Genomic DNA, 20,998 nt, shown 5'->3' with positions numbered 1-20,998 from the left:
CGGCGAGCGGGCGATCCTCGCCGATGGGACATCCGGTCGACCTGTCGGGAGCGCCATGGCGGGGACGCTGTACGAAGTGCGCGTCAGAGGTGATGTCGCCGGCCGGATCGAGGAGTACGTCGAAGGGGCGGACGTCACCACCGAGAGCGTCGTGCGCGCCGTGCTGCCCGACCAGGCCGCGCTGCACGGGCTGCTCGCGTGGATGCAGAGCCTCGGGCTCGAGCTCGTCGACGTGCGACCGGCGGCGTCGAACGCTTCCTGGGGCGGTGGCACGTGAGCGGCACGGAGTACGAGATCCGGATCAAGGGCTCCGTCGGTGACCGGATCGCGCATGCGTTCGAGGGGTTCGACGTGTCGACGGAGACGGTGTTGCGCGCCGAGGTGGCGGACCAGGCCGTCCTGCACCGCGCGCTCAAGAAGATCAACGACCTCGGACTGGTGTTGGTCGACGTCCAGCGGCGCGACGACGGACACGGACGCTGAGCGCGCCCGTGTCCTCAGACCGCCCGCACGCGCCGCGTCGGCGGCATGACCGCACCGACCAGCCACAGGAACGGCAGCAGGATCCCGACCAGGAACAGGATCCAGTGGCCCTTGCGGATGCTGAGGACGCCGAGCGTCACCATGAGCACCAGATAGAGGATCCCGCCACCGATGTAGTACGGCATGTGCGCGACTCCAGAGTCGTCGGTCGTCGCCCCAGCGTCCGACGGTCCGACGGCACCGTCATCACCCGGAGTGGGCGAGCCGTGCCGGAGCCGCAGTTCGGCGAGGGGACGGCGCGGGTAGGGCACCGCCGTGAGGCTCGGTGTCCTCGACGTCGGCTCGAACTCGGTCAAGCTCCAGATCGCGGACGGTCGCGCCGGTGCACCACCGCTCGAGACGTCCGTCTTCAAGGACACCGTCAGGCTCGCGGAGCGCGAGACCGACGACGGGGTGATCGACCAGGCCGGGGTGGAGCGCCTCGTCGACGTCGTGCGCCGGGCCGTCCGGGTCTCCGACCGTGAGAACGTCGCCGAGCTGATCGGGGTTCGCGACCGCGGCGATCCGCGACGCCCGCAACGGGCCGGACGTGTTCGGCGCAGCCGCCGCCTCGCGCAGAGGTATGCGCCCGCTCGACGTCGACCGCGTCGAGATCTGCCCGTGGGCGCTGCGCGAGGGGATCCTCCTGCGGCGGCTCGACCAGCTCCACGACCCGCTCCAGCGCCACGAAGAGACGATCGTCGAGACCGCGACGCTCGTCCCGCGGCGTTGACGTGTCAGCGCGGCAGGTGCGCGTCGTCGGGAAGCTGCAGGAACTCGACCGGGACGCCGTCGGGATCGTGCACGTAGAAGCTTCGCGCGCCCGGGAAGGGCAGGCCGACGATCGGCGTCGGGTCGTGCGTCCTCGCGATCGCGGCGCGCTTCTTCTCGACGTCGTCGACGTCGATCGAGAGGTGGACGTTGCCGACCCGTGCGTGGCCCGTGAACGCGACGGGATCACCGCCCTCGTGATACTGCACGAGCTGGAGCACGAGGGATCCCGACTGCAGCATCGCGACGTCGATCGCCGCGCCGTGGTTGCCGGTGAGGGTGTCGAACCACGCGCCGCCGCTGCGGTACCTCGGCACCACGACCGTCATGCCGACGACCTCGGTGTAGAAGGCCAGCGACGCGTCGAGGTCGCCGACCGTCAGGCCGACGTGGTTCACGGACGCCATGGCGGGAGTCTGCCCGCCGGCGCGCCACATGCATAGCCTCCGGTTCGTGCTCGGTCTCCCCGACGGCGTCCGCGCGTGCCTGTTCGACCTCGACGGCGTGCTCACCGAGACGGCGACGATCCACGCGGCCGCGTGGAAGGCGATGTTCGACGCGTACCTCCACCAGCGCGCGGAGCGCACCGGCGAGCCGTTCGTCCCCTTCGACGAGAAGGAGGACTACGACCGCTACGTCGACGGCAAGCCGCGCGCCGACGGCACGCGTTCCTTCTTGGCGTCGCGCGGCATCCGACTCCCGGACGGATCGCCCGCCGATCCGCCCGACGCGGAGACCGTGTACGGGCTGGGCACACGCAAGAACGAGCTCGTCCTGCGCATGATCCACGAGCGCGGTGTCGAGCCCTATCCCGGCTCGGTGCGCTACGTCGAGGCGGTGCGCGACGCCGGCCTGCGGCGCGCCGTCGTCTCGTCCAGCACGAATTGCCACGACGTCCTCGTCGCCGCGCACATCGACACGCTGTTCGACGAGCGTGTCGACGGTGTCGTCGCGGAGCGCGAGCACCTGCGCGGCAAGCCCGAGCCGGACACGTTCCTCGCCGGTGCCCGTGCGCTCGGGGTCGAGCCCGCGCAGGCCGTCGTGTTCGAGGACGCGCTCGCCGGCGTCGAGGCGGGCCGCGCCGGCCGGTTCGGCTTCGTCGTCGGCGTCGACCGCGTCGGGCAGCGCGACGCGTTGCGCGCGCACGGTGCGGACGTCGTCGTGTCCGACCTCTCGGACCTCCTCGCCGCGCCGAAGTGATCCGGCACCCCGCGTTCGCGTCCGAGCCGTGGTCGCTGCACGAGACAGCGTTGCACCTGGACCTCCTCGCGCAGACCGAGTCCGTGTTCGCGCTGTCGAACGGGCACGTCGGCTGGCGCGCCAACCTCGACGAGGGTGAGCCGCACGGCCTACCCGGGGCGTACCTGAACGGCGTGTACGAGGTGCGCCCGCTCCCGTACGCGGAGGCGGGCTACGGCTATCCCGAAGCCGGGCAGACGCTCATCGACGTCACGAACGGCAAGATCATCCGTCTCCTGATCGACGACGAGCCGTTCGACGTCCGCTACGGCGAGCTCCGTTCGCACGACCGCGTGCTCGACTTCCGCGCCGGCACGCTGTCGCGCCGAGTCGAGTGGTCGTCGCCCGCGGGTCGAACCGTGCGGGTCTCGTCCGTACGGCTCGTCTCGCTGACGCAGCGCGCGATCGCCGCGGTCTGCTACGAGGTCGAGCCCCTCGACGCGCCGGCGCGCGTCGTCGTGCAGTCGGAGCTCGTCGCCAACGAGCCGCTCCCCGCCGCGAACGGTGACCCGCGCGCGGCTGCCGTGCTCGAGTCGCCGCTGGTGGCCGAGTTCGACGCGGCCCGGGACACGCGCGCCGTGCTCGTCCACCACACGCAGGAGAGCGCGCTGCGGATCGGTGCGGCGATCGACCACGTCGTCGACGGGCCGGATGTGACGGTCACGTCGGAGAGCTGGGCGGACGTCGCGCGCGTCAGCGCGACGACCGAGCTCCAGCCGGGGCAGACGCTGCGGGTCGTGAAGTTCGTCGGGTACGGGTGGTCCTCGGTTCGGTCACTGCCCGCGGTCCGCGATCAGGTCGTCGCGGCGGTCGAGGCGGCCCGCCGGACGGGCTGGGACGGGCTGCTGCGCGAGCAGCGCGGGTACCTGGACGACTTCTGGGCCCGCAGCGACGTCGAGGTCGACGGCGACGCCGAGATCCAGCAGGCGGTCCGCTTCGCGCTGTTCCACGTGCTGCAGGCGGGCGCGCGCGTCGAAGGCCGTGCGATCCCGGCGAAGGGGCTGACCGGCACCGGGTACAACGGACACGCGTTCTGGGACAGCGAGACCTTCGTGCTGCCGGTCCTCACCTACACCGTTCCCGAGGCCGCGGAGCAGGCGCTGCGGTGGCGGCACAGCACCCTGCCCGACGCGCTCGCGCGCGCGTCACAGCTCGGCCTGCAGGGTGCCGCGTTCCCCTGGCGCACGATCACGGGCGCCGAGTGCTCGAGCTACTGGCCCGCGGGAACGGCCGCGTTCCACGTCGACGCGGACATCGCGGACGCCGTCGTCCGGTACGTCGACGCGACCGCCGACGACGCGTTCGACGCGACGGTCGGGATCGAGGTGCTCGTCCAGACCGCGCGCTTGTGGCGATCGCTCGGTCATCACGACCCCGCCGGCAACTTCCGCATCGACGGCGTCACCGGTCCGGACGAGTACAGCGCGATCGCCGACAACAACGTGTACACGAACCTGATGGCGCAGCAGAACCTGCGCGCCGCGGCAGACGCCGTCGGGCGTCATCCGAACCGCGCGCGCGAGCTCGGGGTCGACGACGAAGAGACCGCCGCGTGGCGCGACGCCGCCGACAAGATGGTCGTCCCGTACGACGACGCGCTGAACGTCCACCCGCAGGCGGAGGGCTTCACGCGCCACCAGGTGTGGGACTTCGACGCGACCAGGCCCGACCAGTACCCGCTCCTGCTCCACTTCCCGTACTTCGACCTGTACCGCAAGCAGGTCGTCAAGCAGGCCGACCTCGTGCTCGCGATGCAGCTGCGCGGTGACGCGTTCACCGACGACCAGAAGGTGCGCAACTTCGCCTACTACGAGCCGCTGACGGTGCGGGACTCGTCGTTGTCCGCCGCGACGCAGGCGGTCATGGCGGCGGAGACGGGGCATCTCGACCTCGCCTACGACTACGCGGCGGAGACGTCGCTGATGGATCTCGAGGACCTCGAGCACAACACGCGTGACGGCATCCATCTCGCGTCGCTCGCGGGCAACTGGATCGCCCTCGTGAACGGCTTCGGCGGCATGCGGGCGCGCGACGGCGCGCTGCTCTTCGCGCCCGTCCTGCCGCACGGTCTCGCCCGGATCGCGTTCACCGTCTCGTTCCGCGGCCGGCGACTGCACGTCGAGGTCGTGCACGACGAGGCGCGCTACTCGCTCGCGGCGGGCGAGCCGCTCGACATCACGCACCACGGCGAGGCGGTGACCGTGGCGGTCGGGGAGACCGTCGCCCGGTCGATCCGCCGCCCGCCCGAACGGCCCCGGCCCCAGCAGCCGCCGGGGCGCGAGCCGGTGGCGCGCGCGTCGGCGGACGGCACGGAGGGCGCCGACCCGCGCTCCTGACGAGCCAGAATTGTGTTCGACGCCGCCAGAATCATATTCTGACCGCCCTTCGTGGCGCCGCGAGGGGAAGGTGGGGGAGCCCGTGACCGAGCACGGCATCGACGTCGAGCGCCTGGGCGCGTGGTTGGACGAGACGGGCCTTCCCGGCACGGGCGAGCCGATCACGACGCGCTACCTCTCGGGCGGCAGCCAGAACGAGATCTACGAGATCCGTCGGGGCGACCTGCACTGCGCGCTGCGCATCCCGCCGCCGACCGCGCCCGCGCAACGTGACGACGGCATCGCGCGCGAGTGGCGGATCATCGAGGCGCTCGACGGCACCGACGTGCCCCACACGAAGGCCGTCGGCGTGTGCACGGACGGTTCCGTGCTCGGCCGTCCCTTCTATCTGATGGGCTTCGTCGACGGCTGGTCGCCGATGGAGGTCGACGGCTGGCCCGCGCCGTTCGACACCGACCTGCAGGCTCGGCAAGGTCTGGCGTTCGCGCTCGTCGACGGGATCGCGCTGCTCTCGCAGGTCGACTGGCGGGCGAAGGGGCTGCAGGACCTGGGCCGTCCCGACGGGTTCCACGAGCGCCAGGTCGACCGGTGGACCGCCTTCCTGGAGCGCATCAAGGGCCGCGAGCTCCCCGGCTTCGACGTCGCGGCCGCATGGCTGCGCGCGCACCGGCCCATCGACTACGTCCCCGGTCTCATGCACGGCGACTACCAGTTCGCGAACGTCATGTTCGCCCACGGTGCGCCCGCGAGGCTCGCCGCCATCGTCGACTGGGAGATGGGCACCGTCGGCGACCCGAAGCTCGACCTCGCGTGGGTCGTGCAGGGCTGGCCCGAGGACACGAGCGACGAGCGGTCGTTCGGGAGCTACGTCGACATGAAGGGGATGCCGCCGCGGTCCGCGCTCCTCCAACGGTACGCCGAGGTGTCGGGCCGGCAGGTCGACGACATCGACTACTACGTGATCCTCGCCAAGTGGAAGCTCGCGGTCGTGCTCGAGCAGGGCTACCAGCGCGCGACACCCGACGACGACAAGCTGCAGGCCTTCGGGCCGATCGTCCTCGACCTCATGAAGGGCGCGGCGGAGCTCGCGGAGACCACGACGTACGGGCGCTCATGACCGAGCCGGTGCTCGTCGAGGAGCGGCGCGACACGACGCTCGTGCTGCGCCTGAACCGTCCCGACGCGCGCAACGCGCTCACGCCCGAGCTGATCGACGCGTTGGGGCGCGCGCTCGTCGCCGCGGAGGCGGACCCGCAGACGCGCGCCGTCGTCCTCACCGGGACGGGTGACCGCGCGTTCTGCGCCGGCATGGACCTCGCGTCGTTCGCGTCGGGCGAGAAGCTCGGCGACGGTGGCGCGCGGCTCATGCGCTTCCTGCGCGGCGACATCACGGTGCCCGTCGTCGGCGCCGCCAACGCGACGGCCGTCGCGGGCGGTTTCGAGCTGTTGCTCGGGTGCGACGTCGTCGTCGCGTCGTCAGCGGCGCGCTTCGCCCTCCCCGAGGTGAAGCGCGGCCTGATCGCATCGGGCGGCGGCACCTTCGTCAGCACGCGGATCCCGCTCGCGGTCGCGCTCGAGCTCGCCCTGACGGGCGACCCGATCGACGCCGAGCGCGCCTACGCGCTCGGTCTCGTCAACCAGGTGGTCGCGCCCGACGCGGTGCTCGACGCCGCGCTCGCGCTCGCGGCGCGGATCGCGGCGAACGGGCCGCTCGCGGTCCAGGCGACGAAGGAGCTCGTGCGCACCGCGCCGACCGACGCCGCCCGCGCGTGGGCGCGCCTCGGCGAGTGGCAGCCGCGCATCTTCTCGAGCGACGACGCCAAGGAAGGTGCCACCGCCTTCCTCGAGAAGCGCGACCCCGTCTGGCGCGGCTCCTGACATGCGCGCCGCGATGTGCCGTTCCCACGGCGCACCCGAGGCCGTCACCGTGGAGGACATACCCGACCCGGTGCCCGGGCCCGACGAGGTGCGCGTCTCGGTCGCCGCGGCCGCGGTCAACTTCCCCGACGTCCTCCTGGTCGCGAACGAGTACCAGGTGCACGTCCCGGTCCCGTTCGTCGTGGGCAGCGAGCTCGCGGGCCGCGTCGACGAGGTCGGCACGAACGTGCGCGAGCTCCGCGTGGGCGACCGCGTCTTCGGCGCCACGATGGTCGGCGCGTTCGCGGAGAAGGCCGTCGTGCACGCGGCCGGGCTGTCGCGCACGCCGGACGGCGTCGACGACGCGTCCGCGGCCGCGTTCGGCGTCGCGCACCGCACCGCGTACCACGCGCTCCGTTCGGTCGCGAGCGTGCAGTCGGGCGACGAGGTGATCGTCCTCGGCGCGGGTGGCGGTGTGGGGCTCGCCGCGGTGCAGGTCGCGACGGTGCTCGGCGCGTCGGTGACCGCGATCGCGTCGAGCGACGAGAAGCTCGACGCCGCGAAGGCGTGCGGCGCGACCCGCACCGTGCAGCCACGCGCCGGCGAGCTGCGCGCGCAGCTGCGCGAGGTGCTCCCCGAGGGCGCCGACGTCGTCCTCGACCCCGTCGGCGGCGACGTCGCCGAGCCGGCGTTGCGCGCGCTCCGGTGGGGCGGCCGGTTCGTGACCGTGGGCTACGCGTCCGGCGAGATCCCCCGCATCCCGCTCAACCTCGTGTTGCTGAAGGGCGTCACGATCCTCGGCTACGACGCGCGCAGCTTCATGACGCACGACCCCGAGCGCGCGCAGCGCGACGAGCGGGAGCTCATGGACCTCCTCGCCGCGGGCGACCTGAAGCCCCACATCGGCGCACGCTTCACGCTCGACGACACGCCCGCCGCGCTGCGCTACGTCGCGGACCGCCGCGCGATCGGCAAGGTCGTCATCGACGTCCGCCCTCCCGTCACTCCTCGATGAAGCCGGTCGACTGCAGCGGGGTCTCCTTGCCGAGCAGGTGCTTGAGGACCTTGCCCGTCGCGTTGTGGGGGAGCGATCCGACCAGCTCGACGTGCGCGGGCACCTTGTAGGCGGCGAGTGACGTCGCCGCGAACGCGCGGACCTCGTCGGCCGAGAGCAAGCTGCCCGGACGGGCCACGACGTACGCCTTGACCTCCTGCCCGAGCGTCGGGTGGTCGACGCCGACGACCGCGACCTCGTCGACGTCCGGGTGCTCGATGATCCGGCTCTCGATCTCCGCGGGATAGACGTTCTCGCCGCCCCGGATGATGAGGTCCTGGCGGCGCCCCTCGAGGTACACGAACTCGTCGACGACGTGTCCGAAGTCGCCCGTGCGGTACCACCGCTCGTCGTCGAGGGCGGCGCGCGTCGCGTCGGGATCGTTCCAGTAGCGCAGGAAGAGCGCGGCGGTGCGGATGCAGATCTCACCGACCTCGCCCTCGCCGAGCGCGGCACCCGTCTCCGGGTCGCGGATCTCGAGCTCCACCGACGGTGCGACGTTCCCGATGCTGTCGGGGTGGTCGTACGTCGAGTCCGAACGCAGCGACGTGCCGCCGCCGTTCGACTCCGTCATGCCCCAACCGGTACCGAGGCCGGGCCGCACGTTCGGCAGCTTCTCCTCCAGCTTGCGCAGCAGCTCCGGCGGCCACACCGCGCTCCCGCCGCCGACGCTCTTCAGCGAGGACAGGTCGTAGCGGTCGAGGTCGGGCCACTGCAGGAGCCGCCACAACTGGGTCGGCACGAGCGACCATGCCGTCGCGCGGTGCTTCTCGGTCAGCTCGAGGTGGACGTCCTCGCGCCACCGGCCCGGCGGCGGGTACACGATCGTCATCCCGGTCGCGCACGCCATGACGAGCTGGCAGTTGAGACCGGAGACGTGGAAGAACGGCGACGCGGAGATCGTGACGGGGAGCGACGGCGGCCGCGAGGGAGCGCGACCGGTCGCGCGCGCGTGCCGCGCGATCCCCTCGGCGGCGCGCAGGATCGCCATCGACACGAAGTGGACGTTGCTGCGGTGCGACAGCAGCGCGCCCTTCGGCCGTCCCGTCGTCCCACTCGTGAACAGGATGAGGTACGGGTCGTCCTCGTCGATGGCGACGTCGGGGAGCGCGACGTCGTCCGAGTCGTCCGGACGGGCGCGTTCGAGCGACGCGAAGTCGTCCTCGAACACGACGACGGGCAGGTCGTCGGGGACGGACTCGCCGGCGAGCCGCTCGATGCGGCGGCGGTCGCCGAGCAGCACGCGCGGCTCGGTGAGGCCGAGCGCGTAGGTCATCTCGGGGCCGGTCCACCAGCCGTTCATCGCGACGGTGATCGCTCCGAGCGCGGTCGTCGCCCAGAACGTGACCGCGTACTCGACGCAGTTCGCGGCCGCGATCGCGACACGATCGCCCTTCGTGACGCCGTACGTCTCCTGCAACGAGCGGGCGACGACGGCCGCGTGCTCGACCATCTCCGCGTACGTCAGCGTGCGGTCCGGGAACACGACATAGGGCCGGTCACCGAAGCGTTCGGCGGCCGTCGTGAGGAGCTCGCGCAGATGCCGCGCGCGCTTCGCGAACACCTGCAGGTCGACACCGAGCACGTTCTCGGTGACGAGCTCGAACGGCGCGCCCGGCCCCGCGAGCGCCGCGTGGATCTCGTCGGGGAGCGTGCGGTCCGGCCAGGTGAGTCGCAACGTCGAAAGGCTCCTGGTCGGCGCGCCCGCGTCAGAGACCGAAGCGGCCGGTGAGCGTACCCGTCGCGAGGACGTGCTCCCGGATGGAGAACCGGAAGAACGCGTAGGTGCACGTCGCGCCGGCGTCGAGCTTCGGCACGTCGAGCGCGTACACGGTGAACAGGTAGTGGTGGGGCTCGTCGCCCGGCGGCGGCGCCATCCCGCCGTACTGGCTCTCGCCCCAGTCGGTGAACCCGAGCACGCTGCCGGACGGGCTCCTGCCCTGCGCGCCCGCGCCCGCGGGCAGCGACGTCGTGTCCGGCGGGAGGTTGAACAGGATCCAGTGCACGAAGCCGACGGTCGTCGGCGCGTCGGGGTCGTAGCACGTGACCGCGAGGCTCTGCGTCCCGTCGGGCACCCCCGTCCACGACAGATCGGGGCTGACGTTGTCCCCGCCCGCGTACGTGTGCGCGGCCGACTTCGGGATCGTCGCGCCGTCGTCGAACAGCGTGCTCGTGACCTTCAGCGTGTCCGCCATCGCCTCAGCTCCCTCGTCCGGATCAGCTCTCCACGATCTCGCTCGTCTGCACCACGGGCGAGACGTCGGTGTAGTTCGCGACGTCGGCCATGATCGCCGCAGTCTGGTCCGACCCCAACGCGGCCTGCACGGCGTCGTTCGACTCGAACACGAAGTGGACCGCGGCGACGTACGGGCCGTTCACGCCCTTGTCGATCTCCACCCGTACGGGATTCCATGCCTTCGCCGCGAGCGGGACGTGCTTGTCGCGGTAGTAGTCGTGGTCGAAGCGGGCGCCTTCCGTCGCGGGGTACAGCACCGAGAACCTGATCACGTCTCGCCTCCTGTCACGGATGCTTCGGGTCGGGGACGCCGGGCGGCGTGCCCTCGTGGTACTCCACGAGCTCGACGAGGTACCCGTCGAAGTCCTTCACGAACGCGATGGTGACGGGCCAGCGTTCGGTGCGCATCGGCGGCGTGACCGACTCGCAGCCCGCCGCGATCGCCCTGTCGTAGAGCGCCTGGCAGTCGCTCGTGTTCACGTACAGCTTCCACATCGCGGTGCCCATGTCGACGGGCTCGTCGCGATCGAGCCGCTGGGCGAGCTGCAGACGCGATCCGCCCTGCGGTGCCTGCAGGACCGCTTCCTTGACGTCGGGGATGTCGGTCCGGCTCTGGACCGGGATGCCGACGACACCTTCCCAGAAGCCGATCGCGCGCTCGAGGTCGCGCACGTGGATGCAGAACTGACCGAGGATCTGCGTCACCGGGATCGCTCCTGTGGGGTGAATTGCGCGCCCTGCAGCATGTAGACGGGCGGCGTCTTGTTCACGATCGAGTCCGCGCGGACACGCGCGCTCTCGGGGTCGCCGCCCGCGTAGATCCAGAACTCGTCGTTGCGGATGCCGTCGACCGTCATGTCCGCGATCTCCTCGAGCGGCGCGAACGTAAGCTCGCGCCCTGCCGCGCGCATTGCGGTCTCGACCTCCGACAGCGCGTCGCGTCCTTCCTGCGGCGGTGCGTCGTCGTGCGCGAACTCGGGTGGGCGGTTGCGCCCCGGGCGCCAGATCCCCGTGTTCAGCAGACCGGGCGTCCGCGTGGACGGGAGCATCACCGACGCGCTCACCTTCGCGTCGATCGCGCGCAGGCTGCCCCAGAGGCACTCGGTGATCGTCACGACGGCGGCCTTGGTCGTCGCGTAGATCGTGCCCGCGAGCAGCGGGACGAACGCGCCGTTCCCCGACGACGTGTTGACGACGTGACCCTCGACGTCCTGCTCGAGCATCACCGGTACGAACGCGTTGATGCCGTTCACGACGCCGAACACGTTGACGTCGTAGCTCCAGCGCCAGTCGTTGACGTGCTGCTCCCAGAACGGCTTCTGCGACCCGGAGCCGATGCCCGCGTTGTTGCACAGCACGTGGACGGCGCCGTACGCGTCGAGCGTCGCGTCGCGCAGCGCCTCGACCGAGTCCAGCAGCCGGACGTCCGTGACGACGCCGGTGACGTCGAAGTCGCGGCCCCGCAGCTCGTCGACCGTCGCGTCGAGCAGGTCGCCGTCGTTGTCGGCGAGGACGACCTTCATGCCCTCCTGCGCGAAGCGCACGCCCAGGGCCTTCCCGATCCCGCCGCCGCCCCCGGTGACGACCGCGACCTTTCCTGCGAGCTCACGCACGGCGTCCCCCCGAGTTCGGCCCGCCCGCGCCGGCGGGCGGCACAACGTATACAAGCCGATGGCTCCTCGGCGCCGGGCCCGTGCGCACGGTTCCGTTCGTCGTCGAGGGGGTACCGAGTCGGAATGCAACCGACCGAGCACGTCGAGCCGGTGACCGACCGCGCGGATGGCGCGCCCCGTTCGCGGTGACGTCGAGTCGGTGGCCGGGCGAGCTCCTGCTCGTCCGGCACGCGGAGAGCGCGGGCAACGTCGCGGCGGAAGCGGCGGAGGCGGCGGGCACGACGTGGATCGACGTCGCGGAGCGCGACATGGACGTCGGGTTGTCGGCGTGCGGCGAGGAGCAGGCACGCGCGCTCGGGAGCTGGCTCACGGCGCTCGGGAAGAGCACACCGACGGCCGTCGTCTCGTCGCCCTACGAGCGCGCAGCGCGGACCGCGCGGCTCGCGCTCGACGCGGGCGGGCTCCAGCTGCCGCTCGTGCTCGACGAGCGCCTCCGCGAACGCGAGTTCGGCGTCCTCGACCGGCTCACGAAGCACGGCATCGTCGAGCGGTATCCCGAGGAGGCCGAGGCACGCGCGCGAGTGGGCAAGTTCTACTACCGGCCGCCTGGGGGCGAGAGCTGGTGCGACGTCGCGCTGCGCGTCCGCAGCGCGATCGACAGCATCGCGCGCGAGCTCACCGGTGAGCGCGTGCTCGTCGTCGCGCACCAGGTCGTCATCCTGATGTTCCGGTATGCGCTGGAGCACCTGACCGAGCGCGACATCCTCGCGATCGACGCGCAGGGTGAGCTCCTCAACTGCTCGGTGACGCGGTACACCGCCGACGGCACGTCGCCTCCGCAGATGACGCTCGACTGCTACAACAGCTCGGTCGCGCTCGACGCGTCACGCGCGCCGATCACCCGCGAGCCCGATGTGCCCGTCGCGCCGCGCTGACGCCGTCCCCGTCACGTCGGGGACGCTGCGCGGGCTGGGCGTGCCGAGCACGGCGGCCGCGTCGTCGAAGCACGAGCGGGGGCGCGTGCTCGTCGCTGGCGGATCCCGCGAGACACCGGGCGCGACGCTGCTGGCCGCGACCGCGGCGCTGCGCGCCGGTGCGGGGGTGGTGCAGGTCGCGACCGCGGCGAGCGCGATCCCCGCGCTCGGCGTCGCGCTGCCCGAAGCGCGCGTCGTCCCCCTCCCGGAGACCGCGACGGGCGCGGTCGGTGACGGTGACGGTCGGCTCGAGGAGCTCGCGCGGGGCGCCGCCGCCATCCTCGTCGGGTCGGGCACGCTGGACCGTGACGCGACGCGTCGCCTGGTCGTCGCGGCCGTCGAAGGGCTCCGGAGCGACGCGACGCTCGTCCTCGACGCCGCCGCGCTCGACGTCGTCGCCGAGGAGCCCGCGCTGCTCGACGGCGTCGCGGACCGCTCAGTCCTGATCCCGAACGCCGGTGAGGCCGCGCGCATCACGGGTCTCGACGCGGCCGACGTCACCGAGGACGCACGCCGCGCGCTCGAAGCCGCAGTGAAGCTGTTCGGCTGCGTCGTCGCCGTCCGCAGCCCCGAGACGTGGGTGGGCGCGCCGGGCGCCGCGCAGTACTGCAACCGCGCGGGCCACCCGCTGCTCGGGGTCTCGGGCTCGGGTGACGTCCTCGCCGGGCTGCTCGCCGGCCTCGCCGCGCAGGGCTGCACGCCGCTCGTCGCGACGTTGTGTGCCGTGCACGTGCACGCGCGCGCCGGCATGCGGCTCGGGCGACACGGGCCCGGCGCGGGGCGTCTCGCTCGGGAGCTCCTCGACGAGCTGCCCGCGCTCGTCCAGCAGATGCGCTGATCGCGTCATCCGGTCGCGTCGACGGCGCCGAACACCCCCGCAACGTCCGACGACGAAGGGGGAGGGGAATGAGGTTCGGATCGGCGCGGCTGCGAATGCCGCTCGTCGCCGCGGTCGCTGTCGCCGCGGTCGTGGCGCTGCCGGCCACCGCGATGGCCAACGACGGTGGGCACCACGAGCACGAGGCCCGTCACCAGGAGGCGCGCGAACGCGAGCATCACCGCAACGGCACGTTCTCCGCGGACCTCGACCGGGTGAAGGACGATCCGCAGGCGTCGAACTTCAGCAACGCGAACGGCGACGTCCGCGCGCGGCTCGTCGGCGACCAGCTCGAGGTGTGGATGACGGTACGCGGCCTCTCGCCGAACCTCCCGCACGTCGCGCACATCCACGGCGTGCTGGGCCGGCACAACGTCTGCCCGCCGGCTTCGGCGCAGAAGCTCCCGCCCGTGATCGTGCAGGGGATCATCGACACCGTGCAGGGACAGCCGTCGTACGGTCCGATCCTCGTCACGTTGACGACGAGCGGCGACACCAGCCCGGGCAGTGCGCTCGACGTGACGCGCGCGCCGATGTCCGACGCGCACGGTGTCGTGCACTACCACCGTGTGATCACGCTGCCGCACCAGGTCGCCGAGGACCTGGGCGAGCTGCACATCGTGATGCACGGGCGCGACCTGAACATGAACCACACCTACGACGGCGTGCAGGGCTCGCTCGCCGCCGGCGTCCCGCTCGAGGCGGAGATGCCGGTGACGTGCGGCGGGATCAACCGCTGACGGCCCGCCACTCCGAGACGATCCGTTCGACGGTCGCGCCCGCCGCGTGCGGGCGCGACCGTCGCCATCCCTGACCGGCCCACAGGCTCATCCGGTGTGCGTCGCCGCGCGCGGCGGCCGCCGTGCGCAGCGGGCGGGTCGCCGCGTTCACCTGCGGATAGGCGCTCGGCGCGTCGGGATGGTCGACCATGAACCGGTTGACGAGCCCCCGCGCCCGGCGCCCGCTGAACGCGCGTGTGATGCCGGTACGGGTGAACGACGGGTCCGCGAGCGCGGCCTTGTAGGTCGGGTGCGCGCCGCTCTCGTCGCTGCGCAGGAACGCGGTGCCGAGCTGCGCGGCGTCCGCCCCGGCCGCGAGCACGGCGGCGAGGTCGCGCCCGTCCATGATCCCGCCCGCGGCGACGACGGGAAGGTCGGTCACCGCGCGCGTCGCGCCGAGCAGGGCGAGCACGCCGTAGCCGTCGTGCGCGCTGTCGTCGGTGAAGCCGCCGCGGTGCGCGCCGGCCTCGATGCCCTGCACGCAGACGGCGTCCGCGCCGGCCGCGGCCGCGGTCGGCGCCTCGTCGGGCTCGGTGATCGTCACGACCACGCGCGACCCGGCCCGGCGCAGCTCGGCGACGACGTCACGTGATGGGCAGCCGAACGCGAAGCTGACGACGGCGACCGGGTCCCGGACGAGCGCGTCGAGCTTCGCGTCCCAGTCGTCGTCGGTCCACGCCGGCGCGCCGAGCTCGACGTCCAGCGCCGCCGCCTCCGGTCGCAGCTCGTCGAGGTAGCGCGCGACGGCCGCGTCGTCGACGGGCGCGCGGTTCGGGACGAAGACGTTCACACCGAACGGCTCGCTCGTCAGCCGCCGCGTCGTCGCGATGTCGTCCGACATCGCGGCCGCCGTCTTGTATCCCGCGGCGAGGAACCCGAGCCCGCCCGCGTCGCTCACCGCTGCGGCCAGCGCCGGCGTGGACGGCCCGCCCCCCATCGGCGCCTGCACCACCGGATGGCGCACGAGCTCCCGGATCACGCCGTGGCGCGGCGCGCCGCCGCCGTGCACACCTGCACGCGGTGCTCGCTCGTGTGGCCGTCGGTCACCGAGGTGACCGTGCCGACCCGCTCCAGCATCCGCCGCACGTGGCGCGAATCCGTGAGCGCCACCGCGATGAACGTGTCGATCGCCACGTCGCATGCTCGCGCCGCGGCGAGCTCCAGCAGCGCGGTCCCGATCCCGTGCCGCTGCCACGCGTCCTCGACGAGCAGCGCGACCTCCCCGCTCGACCCCCGGCCACGGAACAGGCTCGACAGCGCGACGACGGTGCCGTCGCGGCGGTCACACGCCACCCACGACCATCGCGTCCCGTCGGGGTGGAGCACGTCGTGCAGGTGGCGCGCGGGCATGCGCTGCACGGGTGAGAGGAACCGCGCGTACCTGCTCGCCGGGCTGCAACGCTCGAACATCGCGACGAGCGCGGCCTCGTCACACGGCTGCACGGGTCGCATCGCGACGTATGACGGAAGGGTTCGCATGGGGCCAAGGTCCCTCGTCGGCGGCGACGCGGACAGTGCCAATTACGGGAGAGTGGTCCGCGATGGTCGCCGACGTGACGCGGATCACGCCCCCGCTTCACGCGGCGCCGTCGCGAGGTCGACGCTGTGTGACTCCCACGCCGACGCGAGCCGCTCGACCGCGAGCTCCAGCGTCTCGATCGGCTCGGCGAACGACAGCCGGATCGCGCCGACGTGGCGTCCGTCGAGGCACGCGGTGCTGCCGGCGGCGACGACGACGCCTTGCGCCGCGGCGACGTGCGCGAACGCGTCCGCGCGCGCGACGGGGATCTCGACCCACAACGACAGGCCCGCCGACGGGCGGCGCGCCCGCCACGCGGGGATCTGCTCGGCGATGAGCACGAGCAGGTGGTCGCGCCGCGCCGCCAGCGCCCGGCGGTGCGCCGCGAGCCACTCGTCGTCGATCGCGTCGAGCAACGCGGTTGCGACGGCCTGCGCGGGCGCGCTCGTCGCGAGGTCGTGCGCGACCTTGACGCGCGCGACGTCGTCGAGCAGTCGCGGATCGGCCCGGATCCAACCGATGCGCACGCCGGCCCACATCAGCTTGGACACGGAGCCGATCACGACGGCGTTGCTCGACCGCGCCGCGATCGGCTCGGGCACGTCGTCGCCGTCGAGGACGAGGTCGGCGAGCGCGAGGTCCTCGACGATCGTCACGTTCGCGGTCGTGGCGATCTCGGCGACGGCGCGGCGGCGCGCGGCCGGCATGACGGACCCGGTCGGGTTGTGTCCCGTCGGCATCACGTACACGACCGCGTCACCGCGGCCGTGCAGCGCTCGCGCGATCGCGGTCGGGTCGGTCCCGGCGTCGTCGACGGGGACCGTGCGCACGTCGTGTTGCGCCGGCAGGAACGCGGCCGCGAACCCGGGATAGGTCGGGCATCCGGCGACGACCGTCGTCGCGCGCGACACGAGCGCGCGCCCGAGCAGCGCGAGCGCCTGCTGCGCGCCCGCGGTCACGAGCACCTCGTCGGGCCCGGTCGGGAGGCGTTGCCGACAGGTCAGATGGTCGGCGATCGCCCGGCGGAGGCGGAGGTCGCCACGCGGGTCGAGCCCGTGACCCTCGGGTGCGCGCGACCCGGCGTGCCAGTCCACGGCCGGGAGGTGGCCCGCACCGGCCGGCACCGACAGCGAGAGGTCGATCGTCTCGCGGTCGGCGGCGAGCCGGCGGAGCAACAGCGACGCAACGCCCGTCTCGGGGTGCGGTCGCGTCCACGGGGGCCGCCCCACGACCGAGGTGCCCGCACCCTGGCGGCGCACGACGACACCCGCCTCGACGAGGTGGTCGAACGCGACGACGACCGTCCCGCGGCTCACGCCCAGCGACTCCGCGAGGCGTCGCTCGGCGGGGACGCGCGCCCCCGGCGCGACGGTCCGCTGCTCGATCGCGTCGAGCACCGCGCTCGCGATCCGCTGGTGGCGTGGCCCGGGTCGCGACTGCCAGCCGTCGAACACGACGCGGGTCCACCAGACGAGGTCCTGGTCCACTGGATCAGAATGGCACTGTCGCGTCGGTGGTGCGAGACGGCATGCTCGCGAACCATGGACGCCGCACCGACGCTCGCCCGCCGGTTCTGGGAGGCGATCGAGCCCATCCACGCCGTCGTCTACTTCGCGCCCGAGACGACGGAGGCGTCGAACGCGCTCGGCCTGCGCGGGTTCTGGATGGGCTACTTCGCCGCGCGCGTCGCGCCGCTCGGGCCGTTGAACGCGGAGCCCGTCACCGCGATGACGTTCGGGTTCCGGCCCGGCATGGTCGCCCGCGCGATCCCCGACGCGTGGGCGCGCGCCACGCCCGCGGCGGTGCTCGAGACGCGCGTGCGCGTCGCCACCGAGCTCCTGTGCCGGTACACGGCCCGTCGCTTCACGCGCGAGCTCGCGGAGCTGGCCGAGCTGCTGGCGACCGCGGTCGACGGATGCCGGTTCGAGGGACGCCCCCTCGCCGCGGGGTGGGCGTCCGTCCCGGTCCCCGACGACGTCGTGACCCGCGTGTGGCTCGCGACGACCGTGTTGCGCGAGCACCGCGGCGACGGGCACGTGCTCGCGGCCGTGTCGCTCGGGTTGCGCGGCATCGACGCCGTCCTCACACACGTCGCGACCGGCGTGGTCAGCCGCGAGCGCATGCAACCGACGCGCGGCTGGACCGACGACGAGTGGGACCGCGCGGTACGCCGGCTCGAGGCGCGCGGGCTGCTCGATCGCGACGGCCGATTGACGAAGAGCGGCGGCGCGCTCCGACGCGAGCTCGAGGCCACGACGGACCGTCTGGCCGCGGGACCGGTCGAGCGGCTCGGCTCGACCGGGATCGAGCGTGCGATCGCGCTCGCCGCGCCGATCAGCCGCCACCTGATCGACGCCGGTGCCGTACCGGTCCCCAACCCGATCGGAGCGCCACGACCATGACCGACGTGATCGGCGACAAGGACGCGCGCCGCTGGGCGCAGCAGTGGGCCGACGAGTGGAACCGGCACGACGTGGACGCGGTCCTCGAGCACTTCGCAGCCGACGTCGAGTTCACGTCGCCCGTTGCGGCCGCCGTCACGGGCGACCCGGTCGTGCGCGGTCGCGACGCCTTGCGTGCCTACTGGACCGCGGCGCTGGCGCGCACCCGCGACCTCCACTTCGACGTGGACGACGTGCACGTGGGCGGCGGTTGTCTCGCGATCCTCTACCGCAACCAGACGGGACGTCGCGTCACCGAGGTGATGGTGTTCGGGACCGACGGCAAGGTGACGCGCGGCTACGCGCTCTACGCGCCCGCGTGAGTGTCACGGAGGGTGTGCGCGCGCCTGCAACACTTCTGCGGTGCACGCGTCCCGCCCGCTGACCACGCGCGTCGTCGTGCTGCTCGCGGTGACCGCGCTCGCAGCCGTGCTCGCGGGAACGGGTGTCGCGGGCGCGACGCCGCCGTCGTGGCCCACGTATCACGGGACGCCCGACCGCAACGGCGATCCGGGCGCGTCACCCGCGCTGCTGCCCGCGAGCCCCGTGTGGTCGTCGCCGGTGCTCGACGGGTTCGTGTACGGGGAGCCGCTCGTCGTCGGTTCACGCGTCTACGTCGTCACCGAGAACGACACGTTCTACGCGCTCGACGCGACGACCGGTCAGATCGTCTGGGCCACGCACGTCGGCACGCCCGTTCCGCTCGCCCTGCTGCCGTGCGGTGACATCGACCCGCTCGGCGTCACCGGCACGCCTGTCATCGACACCGCGACCGGCGTCATCTACGCGATCGCCGAGCAGCGGTACCCGACCGTCCACCACGACCTCGTCGGCATCGACACCGCGACCGGTCGCGTCGTGCTGCAACGCAGTGCCGACCCGCCCGGGATGACGGCCGTGACGCAGCAGCAGCGTGCCGCGCTCGCGATCGAGGGGAGCGTCGTGTACTGGGCGTTCGGCGGTCTCGACGGCGACTGCGGCGCGTACCACGGCTGGGTCGTGGGCTACGACACGAACGCGGGCGGCGCGCTCCACTCGTACCAGGTGCCGACAACACGCGAGGGGGCGATCTGGGGCACGTCCGGCATCGCGCTCGACGGCAGCGGGAACCTCTACGTGACGACGGGCAACGGCGAGAACGGCGTCGGCGACCCGTACGACCGCGGCAACTCGCTGATCCGGCTCGACGGCTCGTTGCACGAGACCGGCGCGTGGGCCCCGACGAGCTGGGCGCTGTGGAACGAGCAGGATCTCGACCTCGGCTCGACCGGGCCGCTGCTCCTCCCGAACGGCGAGCTGTTCGCGGTCGGGAAGCAGGAGGTCGGCTACCTGGTCGACGGCTCGGCGCTGACCGAGCCGGCCAGCATCGGTGACGGCTTCGCGAATGCGACCATCTCGATGCCCGGGTGCTTCGCGTTCGGCGGCGACGCGTACGACGCGACGACGTCCACGATCTACGTGCCGTGCGTCGGTGGCACCCGCGCCGTCCACGTGGACCTCACCTCCGCGCCGCCGACCCTGACCGCCGTCCCCGGATGGCAGGCACCGTCCGGGACGAGCGGCTCGCCGATCGTCGCGGGCGGCGCGGTCTGGGTCGTCGACTACGACGGCGGCACGCTCTACGCGCTCGACCCGTCGACCGGAGCTGTGGACGCGAGCTTCGACATCGGCCACGCGCGTCACTTCACGTCCGTCGCCGCGAACGGCGGGCGCGTGCTCGTCGCCGGCGACCGGACGGTCTTCGCCTTCGCACCGAGCGCGACGCCGCGCGCGACACCCGTCCTCGGGTACGTGCTCGACGCGTTCGGCGGCATCCACGGCTACGGGGGCGCGCCCGCGCTGGCGACGACGAGCTACTGGCCGGGCTGGGACATCGCTCGGGGGATCGTCGTGCTGCGCGACGAGACCGGGAACCCGACCGGCGGGTACGTGCTCGACGGCTTCGGCGGTGTCCACCCGTTCGGCGACGCGCACGCGGTCACCGTCACGGGCTACTGGCGCGGTTGGGACATCGCGCGCGCGATCGTCGGGGACCCGTGCGACGCGACCGGCGGGCGCGGGTACGTCCTCGACGCGTTCGGCGGCGTGCACCCCTACGGCGGCGCGCCGGCCGTCACGACGTCCGCGTACTGGCCCGGATGGAACATCGCGCGCGGCATCGCGCTCGATCCGTGCACGGGCGGGTACGTGCGCGGTTCGATCGTCGACGCGTGGGGCGGCGTCCACCCGCTCGTGCAGAGCGGCCACACGATGCCCGCGACGCCGGGGACGTCCGCGTCCTGGCCGGGAGCGGACGTCGCGCGCGGCGTCGTCGCGACCGCGCTCGGCCAGGGGCTGGTGCTCGACCTGTACGGCGGGCTGCACGAGCTCGGTGGCGCGCCGAACGCGTATGCATCCGGCTACTGGGCCGGCCGGGACCTCGTGCGCGGCATCTCCGTCGTGAGCGGCGAGGCGGCGGGCTACGTCGTGGACGCGTTCGGCGGCATCCACGGCTACGGCGGCGCGCCGGTCGTCGGCGGCACGGGCTACTGGCCGGGCCGGGACATCGTCCGCGGCATCGGGTAGCCGCGCGCGGCCCGCAGCCGCGGGCCGCGCGCCGTCAGCCCGACATGCCGATGAGGTACGCCCAGAACTGGATGGCGAGCTTCTGCACCTGCGCCGCGTTCAGCGCGAAGTACTGCTCCATCGACTGCAGCAGCGGCAGCTCGCTCGGGCCCCAGCCGGTCGTGACCGAGGTCGGTCCGGTCGTGCCCGGCGGCGGGTTGACGGGCTGCGGTCCC

The 20,998-nt window shown here is 72.9% G+C and carries 25 protein-coding genes; 14 read left to right on the top strand and 11 right to left on the bottom strand.

What is annotated here, in order from left to right:
• Positions 1 to 55: 55 nt before the first annotated feature.
• Both VFC33_03195 and VFC33_03190 read left to right on the top strand, forming a co-directional pair.
• Positions 56 to 277 (top strand): hypothetical protein, encoded by a 222-nt coding sequence (locus tag VFC33_03195; GenBank protein ID HZR12235.1) that lies wholly within the window; start codon positions 56 to 58, stop codon positions 275 to 277.
• On the top strand, positions 274 to 483 hold the full coding sequence (locus VFC33_03190) for a hypothetical protein (GenBank protein HZR12234.1): 210 nt from the start codon (positions 274 to 276) through the stop codon (positions 481 to 483). The genes VFC33_03195 and VFC33_03190 overlap by 4 nt, the downstream gene beginning before the upstream one ends.
• Before the next feature lie 14 nt (positions 484 to 497).
• Here VFC33_03190 and VFC33_03185 read toward each other — a convergent pair whose 3' ends face one another.
• Entirely contained in the window at positions 498 to 668 is a 171-nt protein-coding gene (locus VFC33_03185; protein HZR12233.1) for a hypothetical protein, read from the bottom strand.
• Between the two features lie 437 nt (positions 669 to 1,105).
• Here VFC33_03185 and VFC33_03180 point away from each other — a divergent pair, with 437 nt between their 5' ends.
• Positions 1,106 to 1,255, top strand: coding sequence for a hypothetical protein (locus tag VFC33_03180; protein ID HZR12232.1), 150 nt, complete (start codon positions 1,106 to 1,108; stop codon positions 1,253 to 1,255).
• 4 nt (positions 1,256 to 1,259) lie between these two features.
• Here VFC33_03180 and VFC33_03175 read toward each other — a convergent pair whose 3' ends face one another.
• A complete protein-coding gene (locus tag VFC33_03175; GenBank protein HZR12231.1) occupies positions 1,260 to 1,700 on the bottom strand; it encodes a VOC family protein in 441 nt (146 codons plus the stop codon).
• Between the two features lie 46 nt (positions 1,701 to 1,746).
• Here VFC33_03175 and VFC33_03170 point away from each other — a divergent pair, with 46 nt between their 5' ends.
• The 5 genes from VFC33_03170 (at position 1,747) to VFC33_03150 (ending at position 7,740) form a co-directional block, all read left to right on the top strand.
• Positions 1,747 to 2,493: a beta-phosphoglucomutase family hydrolase gene (locus tag VFC33_03170; GenBank protein HZR12230.1), complete on the top strand. Its 747-nt coding sequence runs from the start codon at positions 1,747 to 1,749 to the stop codon at positions 2,491 to 2,493.
• Positions 2,490 to 4,868 (top strand): glycosyl hydrolase family 65 protein, encoded by a 2,379-nt coding sequence (locus VFC33_03165; protein HZR12229.1) that lies wholly within the window; start codon positions 2,490 to 2,492, stop codon positions 4,866 to 4,868. Before VFC33_03170 ends, VFC33_03165 begins: the two co-directional genes overlap by 4 nt.
• 82 nt (positions 4,869 to 4,950) lie before the next feature.
• Positions 4,951 to 5,985, top strand: a complete 1,035-nt coding sequence (locus VFC33_03160) for a phosphotransferase family protein (GenBank protein HZR12228.1) — start codon at positions 4,951 to 4,953, stop codon at positions 5,983 to 5,985.
• Positions 5,982 to 6,746, top strand: coding sequence for an enoyl-CoA hydratase-related protein (locus VFC33_03155; protein HZR12227.1), 765 nt, complete (start codon positions 5,982 to 5,984; stop codon positions 6,744 to 6,746). Before VFC33_03160 ends, VFC33_03155 begins: the two co-directional genes overlap by 4 nt.
• A gap of 1 nt (position 6,747) precedes the next feature.
• Positions 6,748 to 7,740, top strand: coding sequence for an NADPH:quinone oxidoreductase family protein (locus tag VFC33_03150; GenBank protein HZR12226.1), 993 nt, complete (start codon positions 6,748 to 6,750; stop codon positions 7,738 to 7,740).
• On the opposite strand, the gene VFC33_03145 is transcribed toward VFC33_03150, so the two are convergent.
• Genes VFC33_03145 through VFC33_03125 form a run of 5 tightly spaced genes read right to left on the bottom strand, consistent with a single transcriptional unit; the run spans position 7,727 to position 11,628 of the window.
• Positions 7,727 to 9,457 carry a class I adenylate-forming enzyme family protein gene (locus VFC33_03145; GenBank protein HZR12225.1) on the bottom strand — a complete coding sequence of 577 codons (1,731 nt, stop codon included), beginning with the start codon at positions 9,455 to 9,457 and terminating at the stop codon, positions 7,727 to 7,729. The genes VFC33_03150 and VFC33_03145 overlap by 14 nt on opposite strands.
• A gap of 31 nt (positions 9,458 to 9,488) precedes the next feature.
• The gene (locus VFC33_03140) at positions 9,489 to 9,974 is read right to left on the bottom strand and encodes a YbhB/YbcL family Raf kinase inhibitor-like protein (protein HZR12224.1); all 486 of its coding nucleotides are present in this window, start codon (positions 9,972 to 9,974) and stop codon (positions 9,489 to 9,491) included.
• 22 nt (positions 9,975 to 9,996) lie between these two features.
• On the bottom strand, positions 9,997 to 10,287 hold the full coding sequence (locus tag VFC33_03135; protein ID HZR12223.1) for an EthD family reductase: 291 nt from the start codon (positions 10,285 to 10,287) through the stop codon (positions 9,997 to 9,999).
• 13 nt (positions 10,288 to 10,300) lie between these two features.
• A complete protein-coding gene (locus tag VFC33_03130; protein ID HZR12222.1) occupies positions 10,301 to 10,720 on the bottom strand; it encodes a VOC family protein in 420 nt (139 codons plus the stop codon).
• Positions 10,717 to 11,628 carry an SDR family NAD(P)-dependent oxidoreductase gene (locus tag VFC33_03125; GenBank protein ID HZR12221.1) on the bottom strand — a complete coding sequence of 304 codons (912 nt, stop codon included), beginning with the start codon at positions 11,626 to 11,628 and terminating at the stop codon, positions 10,717 to 10,719. The genes VFC33_03130 and VFC33_03125 overlap by 4 nt, the downstream gene beginning before the upstream one ends.
• Before the next feature lie 185 nt (positions 11,629 to 11,813).
• On the opposite strand from VFC33_03125, the gene VFC33_03120 reads away from it, so the two are divergent.
• From VFC33_03120 to VFC33_03110, 3 genes are all read left to right on the top strand, one after another.
• The gene (locus VFC33_03120; protein HZR12220.1) at positions 11,814 to 12,563 is read left to right on the top strand and encodes a histidine phosphatase family protein; all 750 of its coding nucleotides are present in this window, start codon (positions 11,814 to 11,816) and stop codon (positions 12,561 to 12,563) included.
• Between the two features lie 40 nt (positions 12,564 to 12,603).
• A complete protein-coding gene (locus VFC33_03115) occupies positions 12,604 to 13,440 on the top strand; it encodes an ADP/ATP-dependent (S)-NAD(P)H-hydrate dehydratase (GenBank protein HZR12219.1) in 837 nt (278 codons plus the stop codon).
• Between the two features lie 68 nt (positions 13,441 to 13,508).
• Positions 13,509 to 14,219 (top strand): hypothetical protein, encoded by a 711-nt coding sequence (locus VFC33_03110; protein ID HZR12218.1) that lies wholly within the window; start codon positions 13,509 to 13,511, stop codon positions 14,217 to 14,219.
• On the opposite strand, the gene VFC33_03105 is transcribed toward VFC33_03110, so the two are convergent.
• The 3 genes from VFC33_03105 to VFC33_03095 all read right to left on the bottom strand — a co-directional run bounded on the left by VFC33_03105 (position 14,209) and on the right by VFC33_03095 (position 17,264).
• Positions 14,209 to 15,237, bottom strand: a complete 1,029-nt coding sequence (locus VFC33_03105) for a nitronate monooxygenase (GenBank protein HZR12217.1) — start codon at positions 15,235 to 15,237, stop codon at positions 14,209 to 14,211. The two genes, VFC33_03110 and VFC33_03105, sit on opposite strands and share 11 nt — an antisense overlap.
• Positions 15,234 to 15,737 (bottom strand): GNAT family N-acetyltransferase, encoded by a 504-nt coding sequence (locus VFC33_03100; GenBank protein ID HZR12216.1) that lies wholly within the window; start codon positions 15,735 to 15,737, stop codon positions 15,234 to 15,236. The genes VFC33_03105 and VFC33_03100 overlap by 4 nt, the downstream gene beginning before the upstream one ends.
• Positions 15,738 to 15,821: 84 nt before the next feature.
• Positions 15,822 to 17,264 (bottom strand): PLP-dependent aminotransferase family protein, encoded by a 1,443-nt coding sequence (locus VFC33_03095; GenBank protein HZR12215.1) that lies wholly within the window; start codon positions 17,262 to 17,264, stop codon positions 15,822 to 15,824.
• Between the two features lie 54 nt (positions 17,265 to 17,318).
• Between VFC33_03095 and VFC33_03090 the strand changes: the two genes are divergently transcribed.
• Genes VFC33_03090 through VFC33_03080 form a run of 3 tightly spaced genes read left to right on the top strand, consistent with a single transcriptional unit; the run spans position 17,319 to position 20,783 of the window.
• Positions 17,319 to 18,179 (top strand): hypothetical protein, encoded by an 861-nt coding sequence (locus VFC33_03090; GenBank protein HZR12214.1) that lies wholly within the window; start codon positions 17,319 to 17,321, stop codon positions 18,177 to 18,179.
• Positions 18,176 to 18,541, top strand: coding sequence for a nuclear transport factor 2 family protein (locus VFC33_03085; GenBank protein HZR12213.1), 366 nt, complete (start codon positions 18,176 to 18,178; stop codon positions 18,539 to 18,541). Before VFC33_03090 ends, VFC33_03085 begins: the two co-directional genes overlap by 4 nt.
• 40 nt (positions 18,542 to 18,581) lie before the next feature.
• Positions 18,582 to 20,783 (top strand): PQQ-binding-like beta-propeller repeat protein, encoded by a 2,202-nt coding sequence (locus tag VFC33_03080; protein ID HZR12212.1) that lies wholly within the window; start codon positions 18,582 to 18,584, stop codon positions 20,781 to 20,783.
• Between the two features lie 34 nt (positions 20,784 to 20,817).
• Here the strand turns inward: VFC33_03080 and VFC33_03075 are convergent.
• The coding region (locus VFC33_03075; protein ID HZR12211.1) for a hypothetical protein at positions 20,818 to 20,998 on the bottom strand (181 nt) is incomplete at its 5' end.

The sequence above is a fragment of the Acidimicrobiia bacterium genome (assembly GCA_035651955.1).
In the GTDB taxonomy this organism is placed as follows: domain Bacteria; phylum Actinomycetota; class Acidimicrobiia; order IMCC26256; family JAMXLJ01; genus JAMXLJ01.
Note: the sequence above shows the minus strand (reverse complement) of the source record. Positions and strands in the feature narration are given on the sequence as shown.